The 14,221-nt window shown below is 66.0% G+C and carries 13 protein-coding genes and 1 pseudogene; 6 read left to right on the top strand and 8 right to left on the bottom strand.

Going from position 1 to position 14,221, the window contains the following annotated elements:
- Window positions 1-244: pseudogene (locus AC1D0P_RS11275) on the top strand (DUF6151 family protein); the annotation flags it as partial.
- Here AC1D0P_RS11275 and AC1D0P_RS11270 read toward each other — a convergent pair.
- The 5 genes from AC1D0P_RS11270 to AC1D0P_RS11250 form a co-directional block, all read right to left on the bottom strand.
- Window positions 241-1,542 (bottom strand): glycosyltransferase, encoded by a 1,302-nt coding sequence (locus tag AC1D0P_RS11270; protein WP_477676818.1) that lies wholly within the window; start codon window positions 1,540-1,542, stop codon window positions 241-243. The pseudogene AC1D0P_RS11275 and the gene AC1D0P_RS11270 sit on opposite strands and share 4 nt — an antisense overlap.
- Before the next feature lie 319 nt (window positions 1,543-1,861).
- On the bottom strand, window positions 1,862-3,193 hold the full coding sequence (glmM, locus tag AC1D0P_RS11265) for a phosphoglucosamine mutase (RefSeq protein WP_477676817.1): 1,332 nt from the start codon (window positions 3,191-3,193) through the stop codon (window positions 1,862-1,864).
- A 105-nt stretch (window positions 3,194-3,298) separates the two neighbouring features.
- Entirely contained in the window at window positions 3,299-4,156 is an 858-nt protein-coding gene (gene folP, locus AC1D0P_RS11260) for a dihydropteroate synthase (protein WP_477676816.1), read from the bottom strand.
- Between the two features lie 83 nt (window positions 4,157-4,239).
- A complete protein-coding gene (gene ftsH / locus AC1D0P_RS11255; RefSeq protein ID WP_477676815.1) occupies window positions 4,240-6,162 on the bottom strand; it encodes an ATP-dependent zinc metalloprotease FtsH in 1,923 nt (640 codons plus the stop codon).
- Between the two features lie 164 nt (window positions 6,163-6,326).
- Window positions 6,327-7,094, bottom strand: coding sequence for an RlmE family RNA methyltransferase (locus AC1D0P_RS11250; RefSeq protein ID WP_477676814.1), 768 nt, complete (start codon window positions 7,092-7,094; stop codon window positions 6,327-6,329).
- Between the two features lie 42 nt (window positions 7,095-7,136).
- On the opposite strand from AC1D0P_RS11250, the gene AC1D0P_RS11245 reads away from it, so the two are divergent.
- The 3 genes from AC1D0P_RS11245 to AC1D0P_RS11235 all read left to right on the top strand — a co-directional run bounded on the left by AC1D0P_RS11245 (window position 7,137) and on the right by AC1D0P_RS11235 (window position 10,538).
- Window positions 7,137-7,613, top strand: coding sequence for a YhbY family RNA-binding protein (locus AC1D0P_RS11245; protein ID WP_477654016.1), 477 nt, complete (start codon window positions 7,137-7,139; stop codon window positions 7,611-7,613).
- Between the two features lie 102 nt (window positions 7,614-7,715).
- Window positions 7,716-9,776, top strand: coding sequence for a M3 family metallopeptidase (locus tag AC1D0P_RS11240; protein WP_477676813.1), 2,061 nt, complete (start codon window positions 7,716-7,718; stop codon window positions 9,774-9,776).
- A 102-nt stretch (window positions 9,777-9,878) separates the two neighbouring features.
- The gene (locus tag AC1D0P_RS11235) at window positions 9,879-10,538 is read left to right on the top strand and encodes a glutaredoxin family protein (RefSeq protein WP_477676812.1); all 660 of its coding nucleotides are present in this window, start codon (window positions 9,879-9,881) and stop codon (window positions 10,536-10,538) included.
- Between the two features lie 82 nt (window positions 10,539-10,620).
- Here AC1D0P_RS11235 and rpiA read toward each other — a convergent pair whose 3' ends face one another.
- Complete coding sequence (gene rpiA / locus AC1D0P_RS11230) at window positions 10,621-11,292, bottom strand: ribose-5-phosphate isomerase RpiA (RefSeq protein WP_477676811.1); 672 nt, start codon at window positions 11,290-11,292, stop codon at window positions 10,621-10,623.
- Between the two features lie 86 nt (window positions 11,293-11,378).
- Here rpiA and AC1D0P_RS11225 point away from each other — a divergent pair, with 86 nt between their 5' ends.
- Window positions 11,379-12,431, top strand: coding sequence for a quinone-dependent dihydroorotate dehydrogenase (locus AC1D0P_RS11225; protein WP_477676810.1), 1,053 nt, complete (start codon window positions 11,379-11,381; stop codon window positions 12,429-12,431).
- Here the strand turns inward: AC1D0P_RS11225 and xth are convergent.
- Together xth and AC1D0P_RS11215 are read right to left on the bottom strand one after the other, a co-directional pair.
- On the bottom strand, window positions 12,428-13,270 hold the full coding sequence (xth, locus tag AC1D0P_RS11220) for an exodeoxyribonuclease III (protein ID WP_477676809.1): 843 nt from the start codon (window positions 13,268-13,270) through the stop codon (window positions 12,428-12,430). The two genes, AC1D0P_RS11225 and xth, sit on opposite strands and share 4 nt — an antisense overlap.
- Window positions 13,271-13,291: 21 nt before the next feature.
- Window positions 13,292-13,549 (bottom strand): hypothetical protein, encoded by a 258-nt coding sequence (locus AC1D0P_RS11215; RefSeq protein WP_477676808.1) that lies wholly within the window; start codon window positions 13,547-13,549, stop codon window positions 13,292-13,294.
- A 167-nt stretch (window positions 13,550-13,716) separates the two neighbouring features.
- On the opposite strand from AC1D0P_RS11215, the gene AC1D0P_RS11210 reads away from it, so the two are divergent.
- Window positions 13,717-14,221, top strand: a 505-nt coding sequence (locus AC1D0P_RS11210; protein WP_477676807.1) for an oxidoreductase, incomplete at its 3' end; no start/stop codon positions are given.

The following is a 14,221-nucleotide window of genomic DNA, read 5'->3' as shown; positions in this document are numbered from 1 at the left end:
CCTGGACAGCGCCTTCGGCCCGGTGCGCATGCGGGTCGGCATGAAGAGCGCCAAAGGCAGCCCCAAAGCCATGGCGGCCAGCACCACCGTGTCCATTCTTCGATTTATGGCCAGGCTGATACGCGCAAGGCTGGATGGCAGCTACAAAAACACGGCCTTCTTTGATCCGGAGACGGGAACGCCGCGTGTCTCGCCCAAGGTGCTTACGCCGGATGAGCGGGCCCGTTTGATGGAGGCCGTTTAGGCCTCTGTCCTTGGGCCCACGGCCTGCTCGACCAGCGCCAGCAGCTCAGGCAGGCAGCGTGTGGCGAGGTCAAATCGCGCCAGCATGGCCTGGCGCGCCGCATGTCCCAGGTGCGCATGGGCGGCCGGGTCGGCAAGGACGCCGACGACGGTGTCCGCCAGCGCCCGCGCGTCAAAAAAATCGAACAGCAGGCCGTTGACGCCGTGCGTCATGACTTCCTCGACGGGCGCGGTGCGGCTGGCAACCACCACACAGCCCGCGCTCATGGCCTCCAGGCAGCTCCATGAGAGGACAAAAGGATAGGTCAGGTACACATGGCAGCGTGACACCTGCAGCAGCTCGAGATAGCGCGCGTAAGGCAGTGTCCCGACAAAATGAACGCGGTCCGCCGGCAGCTGGTCGCCGACTTCCCTGAACAGGGCCTCGCGCCAGGTGCCGCCGCCCGCTGGTTTGCTGCCGTAACTCACGTCGTCCCCTCCGACCAGCACGCAATGCGCGTGGGGCCGGGCTTTCAGGATGGCCGGCAGAGCCCGCATGAAGATATGAAACCCCCGGTAAGGTTCGAGGTTGCGGTTGATGAAGGTCAGGACTTCGTCGCCGGGCTTGAACTGCAGGCCTTTGTCCGCCAGCGAAAACCGGGCCTGTGCATCGGGCCCGGCCCGGTCTGTGGCGATGCCGTCGTGGACGACCCGCACCTTGCCGCGGTATTCCTCAGGTACCTGGCGGCGCTGCCACTCGGTAGGCGCATAGGCCGTATCCGCGGCGCCAAGCGCATGCATCAGGGCCGTATTCTTCAGGCGCAATGCGGACCGCCCCGCCATGCTTTCACTATGGAACTCCGGGTCAAAACCATAGTCGGCCCCATGGGGAGAGTAGTAGAACTCGGAAAAAATCATGAGCCGGGCATCCGGCCAGACGTCCTTGCAGAAAAGGGCTTCGCCCCAGCCGGGATGCGCGATGATGAGTTCAGGGCTGAAGCCCTGGCCGGCCAATTGCTGCATGGCTTGTGCGCATGATGTGCCGCGCGACAGCTTGCGCTCGAAATCACGGCCCATGGCCACCTGGCTGGCGGCTTTCAGGCTTTCGGGTTGGTAGCGCACGACTTCGACGCCGTCAACCGGCCGGGGGGTGATCCCAAGGGCAAGGACCTGGTGCCCCTGCGCGGCCAGGGCCCTGGCCACGTGGACGAACTGCCCGGGAAAGTTCTGGTGGATAAACAGGTAACGCCGCCGCGGCGGCCCAGGTGGTTCGGACGGCCTTTGGCCGGCATCAAGGAGAGCGGGAGTCCTGGGCTTCATGGCGTGAATGGCGCTGAATGGCTTTCAACGGGCCCGGCCTTCGATGTGGCGGATGCGAACGTACGGCGGGCGGCGTGAACTCAGGCTATCAGCGCCACCCAGGAAGCCGCCCGCAAACTGTCTTGCCATAGACAATCTCTGCAGGATTTTTGCGGATACCTCATCCGGGGCAAGCCGTCGATAACGCATGCCCTGTCAATCGACAGATGTGATGGAGGCAAAAAGGAAAGCACCTCCGCGATGGCCTGAATGCCACGCGAAGAGGTGTTAACGGCACCGCCTTTGGCCAATCGGCTTGGCGCCGGGCCGCGTACAGGCGTTAGCTGCGCACCGTATCCGCCACCCGCTCGGCGCAGCTTTTCGCCTGGGCCGCGTCACGTGCCTCGACCATCACGCGCAGCAGCGGCTCGGTGCCGCTGGCGCGTATCAGCACGCGGCCGGTGTCGCCGAGTTCGGCTTCCACCGTCCTGGTCATCTCGGCCAATGGCTTGCTGCTTTGCCAATCCTGGCCGGGCTTGAGGCGCACGTTGATGAGGGTCTGCGGGAACAGCACGACCTCGCCAAGCAGCTGGGCAATGGTTTTGCCGCTGCGCACGCAGGCCTGCAGCACCTGCAGCGCGCTGATCAGGCCGTCGCCGGTCGTGTGTTTGTCGAGCGCGAGCAAATGGCCGGAGCCTTCACCGCCCAGCAGCCAGCCGCGCTTGTCGAGTTCTTCGAGCACATAACGGTCGCCGACCTTGGCGCGCACGAACTCGACGCCCTTCTTTTTGAGCGCGACTTCCACGGCCATATTGGTCATCAGGGTACCGACGGTGCCGGGGACTTTCTCGCCGCGCGCCAGGCGCTCGTTGACCATCAGGAATAGCACTTCGTCGCCGTTGAAGAGGCGGCCGTCGGCGTCCACCATCTGCAGGCGGTCGGCGTCGCCGTCGAGCGCGATGCCGTAGTGGGCCTTGTTGGCCTTGACGGCCTTGATCAGCGCGTCGGGGTGCGTGGCGCCGACTTCGTGGTTGATGTTGAGGCCGTCTGGTGCGCAACCGATGGCGATGACCTCGGCGCCCAGTTCATGGAAGACCATGGGCGCGATCTGGTACGCCGCGCCATGGGCGCCGTCGACCACGATCTTCAGGCCCTTGAGCGTGAGGTCGTTGGCAAAGGTGCTTTTGCAGAATTCGATGTAGCGGCCGGCCGCGTCGTCGAGGCGGCGCGCCTTGCCCAGGGTGGCCGAGTCGGCCCAGACGGGGTCTTCGTCCAGCGCGGCTTCCACGGCGAGCTCCCAGGCGTCGTCGAGCTTGGTGCCCTGGGCGCTGAAGAACTTGATGCCGTTGTCGGGGTAGGCGTTGTGGCTGGCGCTGATGACCACGCCCAGGCTGGCACGCTGGGCGCGCGTGAGGTAGGCCACGCCGGGTGTGGGCAGCGGCCCGAGCAGCACCACGTCGACGCCGGCGGAGTTGAAGCCCGACTCGAGCGCGCTTTCGAGCATGTAGCCGGAGATGCGGGTGTCCTTGCCGATCAGCACCGTGGGTCGGGTCTCGGTGCGGCGCAGCACGCGGCCCACGGCGTGCGCCAGGCGCAGCACGAAGTCGGGTGTGATGGGCGGCTGGCCCACCGTGCCGCGTATGCCGTCGGTGCCGAAGTATTTTCTGGTCATTGGTTTTGTCCCTGTGGAGCTTGTTGTTCTGGATGTTGTTCTGAAAAATGTGGGGCTATTTTAGGGTGCCCCGCCCTGCCCTGGTGTCAGCCAAAGCCTGAAGACTCAGCTTGCAGCCGTCCAGACCTTCAATGCCTGAACCGTCTCTTTCACGTCATGCACGCGCACGATGCGCGCGCCGCGATCCACGGCCAGCAGGGCCGCCGCGACGCTGGGCACCATGCGGTCGGCCACGTTGAGCTGGGCCACTGCCGCCAGCGAGGTGCTGGTGACGGCGGCGAGCGAGGACTTGCGCGACCAGGCGGCCAGCAATGGGTAGCCTGCCGCGAGGAACTCCTGCTGGCGCGCCAGCAGGGAGAAGTTCTGCGCGACGGTTTTGCCGAAGCCTATGCCCACGTCGAGCACGATGCGGGACTTGTCGACACCGGCGGCCCGCAGGCCGGCCGCGGCGGCTTCCAGGAAGTCGCGCACCTGCGGCACCACGTCGCCCTCCATGGGGGCGACCTGCATGGTTTGCGGCTCGCGGTGCATGTGCRTCAGGCAGACGCCGCAGCTCGGGTGCCCGGCCACGACTTCGGCCGCACCGGGCTTGCGCAGGGCCCAGATGTCGTTGATGACATCAGCGCCCAGGTCCAGCACGGCCTGCATGACCTCGGGTTTGTAGGTGTCGATGGAGAGCGGCACGCCCAGCCTGGCCGCATGGCGCACCACGGGCAGCACGCGCGCGAGTTCTTCTTCCAGCGGCACGGGCGGCGCGCCGGGGCGGGTGGATTCACCACCGATGTCCAGCAGGTCGGCGCCGTCCTTGAGGAGCTTGTCGCAATGGGCGAAGACGCTGGCAAAACCGCTGCCCTCGCTGAAATACTTTCCGCCGTCCGAAAACGAGTCGGGCGTGACGTTGACGATGCCCATGACGCGGGGCTTCGAAAGATCAATCTGAAAGCGGGAGGTTTGCCAGATCATGGTTTGTCCTCGGAAATAAAAAACCGGGGACTGGCCCCGGTTATGGCGACTGACTGGCAGTCACGTTTTGTTCATCACCGGCCTCAAGCCACCGTAGGCGCCGGGTCGGTGCTGACGGCCGGCGTGCCGCCCGTGGGGCCGCCACCGCCGCCGACGGAGGAGTTGCGCGGCGTCCAGTCCTTGGGCGGGCGCGGCTCCTTGCCGGCCATGATGTCGTCGAGCTGGTCCATGTCGATGGTTTCCCATTCGAGCAGGGCCTTGGCCATGGCGTGCATCTTGTCCTGGTTCTCTTCGATCAGCTTGCGCGCCAGGGCGTATTGCTGGTCGATGATGCGGCGCACCTCGCCGTCGACCTTTTGCAGGGTCGACTCGCTCATGTTGTTGGTCTTGGTGACCGAGCGGCCCAGGAAGACTTCGCCTTCGTTTTCGGCGTAGACCATGGGGCCCAGGGCCTCGGTCATGCCGTAGCGCGTGACCATGTCGCGGGCCAGGCCGGTGGCGCGTTCGAAGTCGTTGCTGGCGCCGGTCGTCATCTGGTTCATGAAGACTTCTTCGGCGATGCGGCCGCCGAACAGCATGCTGATCTGGCTCAGCATAAATTCACGGTCGTAGCTGTAGCGGTCTTGCGCGGGCAGGCTCATGGTCACGCCCAGCGCGCGGCCGCGCGGGATGATGGTGACCTYGTGGACCGGGTCGCACTTGGGCAGCAGCTTGCCGATCAGCGCGTGGCCGGACTCATGGTAGGCCGTGTTGCGGCGCTCTTCCTCGGGCATAACCATGCTCTTGCGCTCGGGGCCCATGAGGATCTTGTCCTTGGCTTTTTCGAAGTCCTGCATCTCGACGGTGCGGGCGTTGCGGCGCGCGGCCATCAGGGCGGCTTCATTGCAGAGGTTGGCGAGGTCGGCGCCGGACATGCCGGGCGTGCCGCGCGCGATCACGCTCGGATTCACGTCCTGGCCCAGCGGCACCTTGCGCATGTGCACGTTGAGGATCTGCTCGCGGCCGCGGATGTCGGGCAGCGTCACGTAGACCTGGCGGTCGAAGCGGCCGGGGCGCAGCAGGGCGGCGTCCAGGATGTCGGGGCGGTTGGTGGCGGCCACCACGATCACGCCGACGTTGGTTTCAAAGCCGTCCATCTCGACCAGCAWCTGGTTSAGSGTCTGCTCGCGYTCGTCRTTGCCGCCGCCCAGGCCGGCGCCGCGCTGGCGGCCGACCGCGTCGATTTCATCGATGAAGATGATGCAGGGGGCGTTTTTCTTGGCGTTCTCGAACATGTCGCGCACGCGGGCAGCGCCCACGCCGACGAACATTTCGACGAAGTCGGAGCCGGAGATCGAGAAGAAAGGCACTTTGGCCTCGCCGGCGATGCCCTTGGCGAGCAGGGTCTTGCCGGTGCCCGGGGGGCCGACCAGCAGCAGGCCGCGCGGAATGCGGCCGCCCAGTTTCTGGAATTTCTGCGGATCCTTGAGGAAGTCGACGACTTCCTTGACTTCTTCCTTGGCCTCGTCGCAGCCCGCGACGTCGGCGAAGGTGACCGGGTTGGTGGACTCGTCCAGCATGCGCGCCTTGGACTTGCCGAAGCTGAAGGCGCCGCCTTTGCCGCCGCCCTGCATCTGCCGCATGAAGTAGATCCACACGCCTATCAGCAGCAGCATGGGGCCCCAGCTGATCAGCAGCGAGGTGAGCAATGAGGTTTCTTCGCGGGGCTTGACGTCGAACTTGACGTCGTTGGCGATCAGGTCGCCGACCAGGCCGCGGTCCAGGTAGGTGGCGGTGGTGCGGACCTTGCGGTCGTCGACGGTGGTGGCCGAGATTTCGGTGCCGCCCTGGCCTTCGGCGATGGTGGCCTGCTTGATGCGCTTGCCGCGCACCTCTTCCAGGAACTCGGAGTAACCCAGGTAGTTGGAACCGGCGCCGCCGCGTGTATCAAATTGCTTGAATACGGTGAACAGCACCATGGCGATCACCAGCCAGATTGCAATTTTGGAAAACCACTGATTGTTCAAGGACTACTCCGGTGTAAGAACAAAAGTCACATGCGCCTGATTTTAGGCGTTTCAAGGGCAAAAACCGCGTATTCCGGTCCCGGCCCTTGGTTTAAAGCGGGTTTAGGGCTGCTGACACTGTGACATTTGCCACCGCGGTGTGTCTGAGATGTACCCATTTGCGCTCATTGTGCCGCCTGGCCAGGCTTTTTCAGCCCCCGGCCGATCAGAAAGGTTTCCGATGAGCCTGGGCGCGAAGCCTTGGGCTTGAGCGGTTTGACGAGCTTGAAGGTGTCCCGGAACAGCTTGACCAGCTGGTCGTAGCCGCTGCCATGGAACAACTTGACCACCAGCGTGCCCTCGGGTTTCATGCGGTTCTGCGCGAATTCCACGGCCAGCTCGATCAGGTGGGCGATGCGGGCCGCGTCGGCCGACTCTATGCCCGAGAGGTTGGGCGCCATGTCGGAGACCACCAGGTCCACCCGGACCTGGCCCTCGGGCGTGGCCAGGGCGTCTTCGAGCTTTTGCAGCACCTCGGCTTCGCGGAAATCGCCCTGGATAAAGGTCACGCCCTCGATGGGCTCCATGGGCAACAGATCGAGGCCGATGATGCGGCCGTTGAGCGTGCCCGCCGCAGCGCCGGTCGGCGAGAGCCGGCGCCGCACGTACTGGCTCCAGGCGCCGGGCGTGCTGCCCAGGTCGACAACGCAGTCGCCCGGCTTCACCAGGCCGAAGGTTTCGTCGATTTCCTTCAATTTGTAAGCGGCGCGGGCCCGGTAGCCCTCTTTCTGGGCGAGCTTCACGTAGGGGTCGTTGATGTGGTCGTGCAACCACGCCTTGTTGACTCTTCCCTTGCCGCCGGCCTTCACGGCGGTTTTACCGGCCGCCTTGGCGGCGGCCTTGGAGTCGGTCTGGACGCCGGGCTTGAAACCGGTCTTGGCATTTACTTTCATGGGGCCTATTGTCCTCTCCCCGACTCGCCCGATAATTGGGCCATGGCTCAAATACAACTTACCCCCGCCCAGCGCAAGGACCACCGCGCCGATGCCCACCACCTGAACGCGGTCGTGATGATCGGCTCCGACGGCCTGACCCCCGCCGTCAAGAAGGAAACCGACGCCGCGCTCAACGCCCACGGGCTCATCAAGGTGCGGGTGCTGTCGGACGACCGCGCCGGCCGCGAGGAGATCTTCCAGACCCTGGCCGACCAACTCAACGCCGCGCCCATCCAGCACATCGGCAAGCTGCTGGTCCTGTGGCGGCCCATGCCTCCCAAGGAAAAAAAGGTCAATGAAGACCGCATGCCCGGACCACGGGACGTCAAGGTGCTCAAGAACAGCTCGCGCCACGGCCAGCGTCCCGAGGTGAAAACCCTGCGTGTGCTGGGCAACCAGCGCCTCACGCCGGGCGGCACCGTCAAGCGCGCCAAGAAGCCCCAGCTCAAAAGCGCCAAGAAAAGCGCCCAGGGCTGAGCCGCTTTCCCGCCCCGGGGCAATCGCCCCGATAGGCGCCTTCTTCTTCACCGCGCGGCCTCAAGCCTTTAGATTCAAGACTTCCGCCCACAGCTATCCGCCATGACCAATCCCCTCCTCGATTTCTCCGACCTCCCGCTGTTCGACCGTATCCAGCCCGAACATGTGGGCCCCGCCGTCGACGAGCTCATGGCCAAAGCCGACGCGGCGCTCGAAACCGTCACCGCCCCGGATTTCCCGGCCACCTGGGCCGGCATCGCCCGCGTGCTGGACGTCGCCACCGAGAACCTGGGCCGCGCCTGGGGCGCCGTGAGCCACCTCAACAGCGTGGCCGACACGCCCGAGCTGCGCGCCGCCTACAACGCCGCCCTGCCGCGCGTGACCGAGTTCTGGACCCGCCTGGGTGCCGACGAGCGCCTGTACGCCAAGTACAAAGCCATCGATGTGGCCACCCTGAACACCGAGCAGCGCCAGGCCCACAAAAACGCCATCCGCAACTTTGTGCTCTCCGGCGCCGAGCTGAAAGGTGCCGACCGCGAGCGCTTCGCGAAAATCCAGGAACGCCAGGCCGAGCTGAGCCAGAAATTCAGCGAGAACGCGCTGGACGCGACCGACGCCTTCGCCTACTACGCGACCGAGGCCGAAATCACCGGCATCCCGGCCGACGTGCTGCAGACCGCGCGCGCCCAGGCCGAGGCCGAAGGCAAGGCCGGCTATCGCCTGAGCCTCAAGATGCCCAGCTACCTGCCCGTGATGCAGTTCGCCGTCAGCGGCAAGCTGCGCGAAACCCTGTACAAGGCCTACACCACCCGCGCCAGCGACCAGGCCGCACCCGAGTTCAGTAAATTTGACAACGGCGCGATCATGCAGGAGATCCTCGCGCTGCGCCTCGAGGAAGCGCAGCTGCTGGGCTACCGCAATTTCGGCGAGGTGTCGGTGGTCGCCAAAATGGCCCAGTCGCCCGACGAAGTCATCACCTTTTTGCGCGACCTCGCGCGCCGCGCCCGTCCCTATGCCGAAAAAGACGTCGCCGACCTGCGCGCCTTCGCCGCCGGCCAGCTGAACCTGGCCGAGCTCCAGCCCTGGGACTACGCCTACGTCGGCGAAAAGCTCAAGGAAGCGCGCTACGCCTTCAGCGAGCAGGAAGTCAAACAGTACTTCACCGCGCCCAAGGTGCTGGCCGGCCTCTTCAAGATCGTCGAAACCCTGTTTGAAGTCGCCATCCGCAAGGATTCGGCACCGGTGTGGAAGCCTGGCGTGGAGTTCTACCGCATTGAACGCGGCGGCGAACTCGTCGGCCAGTTCTACCTAGACCAGCCGGCCCGCACCGGCAAGCGCGGCGGCGCCTGGATGGACGACGTGCGCGCCCGCTGGCTGCGCCCCGACACCGGCAAGCTGCAAACCCCGGTGGCCCACCTGGTCTGCAATTTCGCCGACGGCGTCGGCGGCAAGCCGGCGCTGCTCACACACGACGACGTGACCACGCTGTTCCACGAGTTCGGCCACGGCCTGCACCACATGCTCACGCAGGTCAACGAGCGCGACGTCTCCGGCATCAGCGGCGTCGAGTGGGACGCGGTCGAGTTGCCCAGCCAGTTCATGGAGAACTTCTGCTGGGAATGGGACGTGCTCAAGCACATGACGGCCCACGTCGACACCGGCGCGCCGCTGCCGCGCGCGCTGTTCGACAAGATGCTGGCCGCCAAGAACTTCCAGAGCGGCATGCAGACGCTGCGCCAGGTCGAGTTCTCGCTGTTCGACATGCTGCTGCACACCTCGCACAAGCCGGCCGACGACCTGATGGGCCTCTTGAACGAGGTGCGCCGCGAAGTCGCCGTGATCCCCTCGCCGCCCTACAGCCGCACCGCGCATACCTTCAGCCACATTTTTTCGGGCGGTTATGCCGCCGGCTACTACAGCTACAAATGGGCCGAGGTGCTGTCGGCCGACGCCTACGCCGCCTTCGAGGAAACGGCTACAGCTGCGCCCTCGCTGGCCGGCGACGATGGCGGCAAGACCACGGTCACGGTGGAAACCGGCCGAAAATACCGCCAGGCCATCCTGGAAGCCGGCGGAAGCCGCCCCGCCATGGAGTCTTTCAAGGCTTTCCGCGGCCGCGAACCCTCGATTGATGCTTTGCTGCGTCATCAGGGTATGGCCTGACACCCTCGAAACGCCTAAAACGTTGTGAGACTTGCAGGGCCTGCGTTAAGCTTGTCCTATCCCTGTTTCCCCCTACCCGTACCTGAGACCGACTGGAACACCATGAAGACAAATGCCGTGAAATCYCTCGCGCCCCACACCCTGCTGGCCCTGGCAGTGCTCGCGGGCGGTCTTTTTTCGCCCCTGGCCCAAGCCCAGCCGGTCTACCGCATCGTCGGCCCCGACGGCAAGGTGACCTTCTCCGACCAGCCGCCGCCCGCGGCCACCAATGCCAAGGTCAGCGCGGCCAATACCGGCGGCCCCGGTGGCGCGGCCCCCACCGGCCTGCCTTTCGAATTGCGGCAAATCGCCAACAAATACCCGGTCACCCTGTATTCCGGCAACGACTGCAGCCCCTGCGGCATCGCCAAATCCATGCTGACCAACCGCGGCATCCCGTTTTCCGAGCGCACCGTCATCACCACCGAGGACTTCAAGGCCTTGCAGCGGCTCAGCGGCGATACCTCCCTGCCCTTCGCCACCATCGGCAGCCAGCAGCTCAAGGGCTTTTCCGATGTGGAATGGACTCAGTTCCTGAACGCCGCCGGCTACCCCCCCGCCTCGGTGCTGCCGTCCAGCTACCGCCCACCGGCTGCCACGCCCCTGGTGGCCGTCACCGCGCCATCGGCCACGGGCAACGGCCCAGCCCGCGCCGCCGCGGCGCCCGCACCTGCAGCCCCGCCGCCACCCGCGGCGGAAAACCCGACCGGCATCAAGTTCTAAGCAAGGCTGTCCTCCAACGCAAAACGCCGGGTTCTCACCCGGCGTTTTGCTTTCAGGGCCTGTCCGCAGGCCGTGAAGCTTCCTAGAACACCAGCGTCTTCACGCCGCCCGGCGCGCCCAGCAGGCACACATGGGCTTTCTGGAAGGCGAACACCCCCACCGTCACCACGCCCGGCCACTGGCTGACCTGGGTCTCAAAAGCCAGCGGGTCGGTGATCTTCAGGCCGGTCACGTCCAGGATGTGCTGGCCGTTGTCGGTCACCAGCGGCTTGCCGTCCTTCAGGCGCAGCACGGCTGTGCCGCCCAGCGCCGCGAACTGGCGCGCGATGCGCTGGGTGGCCATCGGGATCACTTCCACCGGCAGCGGGAAATTGCCCAGCACCGGCACCAGCTTGGATTCGTCGGCGATGCAGACGAACTTGTGCGACTGCGCGGCCACGATTTTTTCGCGCGTAAGCGCCGCACCGCCGCCCTTGACCATATGGCCCGCGTTGTCGATTTCATCGGCACCGTCGATGTAGACGCCCAGCTCGTCGACCTCCGTCGCATCGAAGACCTTGATGCCCAGCGCCTGCAGGCGTTCGGTGGACGCCACCGAGCTGGACACCGCGCCCTTGATGCGGTCCTTCATGGTGGCCAGCGCGTCGATGAATTTGTTGACCGTGGAGCCGGTGCCGACGCCGACAATGCTGCCTTCTTCCACATAGTGCAGGGCGGCCTGGCCGACCAGGGTTTTGAGTTCGTCTTGGGTCATGGGAGTGTTGGGAGGGGGAAATCGGAAGGTGAAACGGGTTTTGCGACAATCGGGGCCAGTACAAGCCACCTCCACCGAATTATCCAATGTCCCTGCTCCCCTACGCCCTGGCCCGTCCCTTTTTATTTGGCCTGGACGCCGAAACCGCCCACGAGCTGACCATGGCCTCGCTGGCGCGCACCCAGGGCACGCCGCTGGCCCTGGCCTACCTGTCCAGCCGCGTCAGCGACCCGATAGAGCTGGCCGGCCTCAAGTTCCCCAACCGCGTCGGCCTGGCTGCCGGGCTGGACAAAAACGCCCGCTGCATCGACGGCCTGGCCGCCATGGGTTTCGGCTTTGTCGAGGTCGGCACCGTCACCCCCAAGGGCCAGCCCGGAAACCCCAAGCCGCGCATGTTCCGACTGCCCGAGGCCAACGCGCTGATCAACCGCCTGGGCTTCAACAACGAAGGCCTGGACGCCTTCCTGGCCAATGTGCGGCGCTCCAGCGTGCGCAAGCCCGGCGCGCAAGGCGGCCTGCTGCTGGGCCTGAACATCGGCAAGAACGCCGCCACCCCGATTGAAAACGCGGTCGACGACTACCTGGTCTGCCTGGACGGCGTCTACCCGCATGCCGACTACGTCACCGTCAACATCTCCAGCCCCAACACCAAAAACCTGCGCGCGCTGCAAAGCGACGAGGCGCTCGACGCCCTGCTGGGCCGCATCGCCGAGCGCCGCGAGGCCCTGGCCGCGCAGCATGGCAAGCGCGTGCCCATCTTCGTGAAGATCGYGCCCGACCTCGACGAAGCCCAGGTGGCCGTCATCGCCGCCACGCTGCAGCGCCACGCCATGGACGGCGTGGTCGCCACCAACACCACGCTCAGCCGCGATGCCGTCAAAGGCATGCGCCATGCCGAAGAAGCCGGCGGCCTGAGCGGCGCACCGGTGCTCGAAGCCAGCAACCGCGTCATCACCCAGCTGCGCGCGGCGCTCGGCAAGGGCTTCCCCATCATCGGCGTGGGCGGCATTTTGAGCGGCGCCGACGCCGTTTCCAAGATCAAGGCCGGCGCCGACGTGGTGCAGATCTACACCGGGCTGATTTACAAGGGCCCGGACCTTGTCACGCAGGCCGCGCAGGCGATCAAGAAGAGCCGTTAAGCCTTGGCCGCCGCGCGCTTTTTGGGCGCGGCTTTTTTGGCGACGGCCTTGCGCGGCGCGCGCGCCCTGGCCCCCAGCTCCACCCACACCGGCGCATGGTCGCTCGCGTGCTCCTGCCCGCGCACCCAGCGGTCCACGCCCGCGGCTTTCAGGCGCGGCGCGAGCGCGGCGTTCAGCAGGATGTGGTCTATGCGCAGGCCCGCATCGCGCTGCCAGTGCTGGCGGAAGTAATCCCAGAAGGTGTAGATGCGCTCGTCCGGGTGCAGCGCGCGCAGGCTGTCCACCCAGCCTTGGGCCAGCAGCTTTTCATAGGCCGCGCGGCTTTCGGGCTGCAGCAGCGCATCCTTGCGCCATGACTTGGGGTTGTAGATGTCGAAGTCCGTCGGCACCACATTGAAGTCGCCGGCCAGCACCACCGGGTGCTCCGAGGCATACAGCGCCTTTGCGTGCGCCTGCAGGCGGCTGAACCAGGCCAGCTTGTAATCAAACTTCGGGCCGGGCTGCGGGTTGCCGTTGGGCAGGTAGAGGCAGGCCACGACGATGCCGTCCACCGCCGCTTCCAGGTAGCGGCTCTGGTCGTCGGCCGGGTCGCCGGGCAGCTCGCGGCGTATCTCCAGCGGCGCCTGGCCTTTGGCCAGAATCGCCACGCCGTTCCAGGATCGCTGGCCTTTCCACAAGGCTTCATAACCCGCCTCGCGCAGGGCCTGCTGCGGGAACACGCCGTCCAGCGCCTTGAGTTCCTGCAGGCAGGCCACGTCAGGCGCTTCCTTCTCCAGCCAATCAAGCAACTGCGGCAAGCGCGTCTTGATGCCGTTGACGTTGAAGGTCGCGATCTTCATCAGGCGCCGGTCAAACTTCGGTCAAACCCCGGGTGAAGGTTTTCCCCGGCCCGGCGTGCGCCGGAAGGCCTCGGCGCCGCCGCTGCCGCCGCCGTCGGGAAAGCTGTGCTGCCTGAGCTTGCCGGCCACGCCGGGCTCCGCGGGCTTCATGGGTTTTTCGATCAGGGTGCTGGCATCGTTGCCGTCGGCGGCATCGTCCGGCTCACTGTGGGGCGGGTGCGGCACGGGCGCGCCTTCGCCGGTCTTGGCGCGTGTGGGGCTGGTGGTGTTTCTGGCCATGCTTTCAAGGTAGCAGCCCTGCCGCCCGCGCCGTGTCGGACAACACCGCAAGGGCTTCAGGGTAAGCACCGAGCCCGCATAGAGACTGTCCCCTAGAGTACCCGGYGGGCTTTGTCGCTCCCCCTGTTGCGACTACGATGCAGGCAGTTTTGACAGGAGACCCGCTTTTGGCCGCGACCCCATCTTCCAACCCTGCGTCGGGCCCCTCCGGTCCTTCCGCTTATCCCCACCTGCTGGCCCCGCTGGACCTGGGCTTCACCACCCTCAAGAACCGCGTGCTCATGGGCAGCATGCACACCGGCCTGGAAGACGGGCGCAAACACTTTCCCGCCATGGCCGCCTACTTCGCCGAACGCGCGCGCGGCGGCGTGGGCCTGATGGTCACCGGCGGCTTCGCGCCCAACATCGCCGGCTGGACCAAACCCTTCGCCGGCATGCTCGCCAGCTCGGGTGCGGCGCGCCGCCACAAGCAGGTCACCGATGCCGTGCATGCGGAAGGCGGCAAGATCGCGCTGCAGATCCTGCACACCGGCCGCTACGGCTACCACCCGCTGTGCGTCGCGCCCTCACGCATCCAGAGCCCGATCTCGCCCTTCACGCCGCGCGAGCTCAGCGTGGGCGGCATAGAGCGGCAGATCCGCGCCTTCATACGCTGCGCCATGCTGGCGCGCG

The sequence above is a fragment of the Polaromonas sp. P1_G2 genome (genome assembly GCF_056405515.1).
The sequence above is the reverse complement of the archived record's forward strand: the minus strand, read 5'-3'. Positions and strand labels throughout refer to the sequence as shown.

What these genes read in the sequence shown, in the direction of transcription:
- AC1D0P_RS11270 (WP_477676818.1), bottom strand. Translation starts at nt 1,542, where the DNA reads ATGAAGCCCAGGACTCCCGCTCTCCTTGATGCCGGCCAAAGGCCGTCC.
- glmM (WP_477676817.1), bottom strand. Translation starts at nt 3,193, where the DNA reads ATGACCAGAAAATACTTCGGCACCGACGGCATACGCGGCACGGTGGGC.
- AC1D0P_RS11250 (WP_477676814.1), bottom strand. Translation starts at nt 7,094, where the DNA reads ATGAAAGTAAATGCCAAGACCGGTTTCAAGCCCGGCGTCCAGACCGAC.
- AC1D0P_RS11245 (WP_477654016.1), top strand. Translation starts at nt 7,137, where the DNA reads ATGGCTCAAATACAACTTACCCCCGCCCAGCGCAAGGACCACCGCGCC.
- AC1D0P_RS11240 (WP_477676813.1), top strand. Translation starts at nt 7,716, where the DNA reads ATGACCAATCCCCTCCTCGATTTCTCCGACCTCCCGCTGTTCGACCGT.
- rpiA (WP_477676811.1), bottom strand. Translation starts at nt 11,292, where the DNA reads ATGACCCAAGACGAACTCAAAACCCTGGTCGGCCAGGCCGCCCTGCAC.
- xth (WP_477676809.1), bottom strand. Translation starts at nt 13,270, where the DNA reads ATGAAGATCGCGACCTTCAACGTCAACGGCATCAAGACGCGCTTGCCG.
- AC1D0P_RS11215 (WP_477676808.1), bottom strand. Translation starts at nt 13,549, where the DNA reads ATGGCCAGAAACACCACCAGCCCCACACGCGCCAAGACCGGCGAAGGC.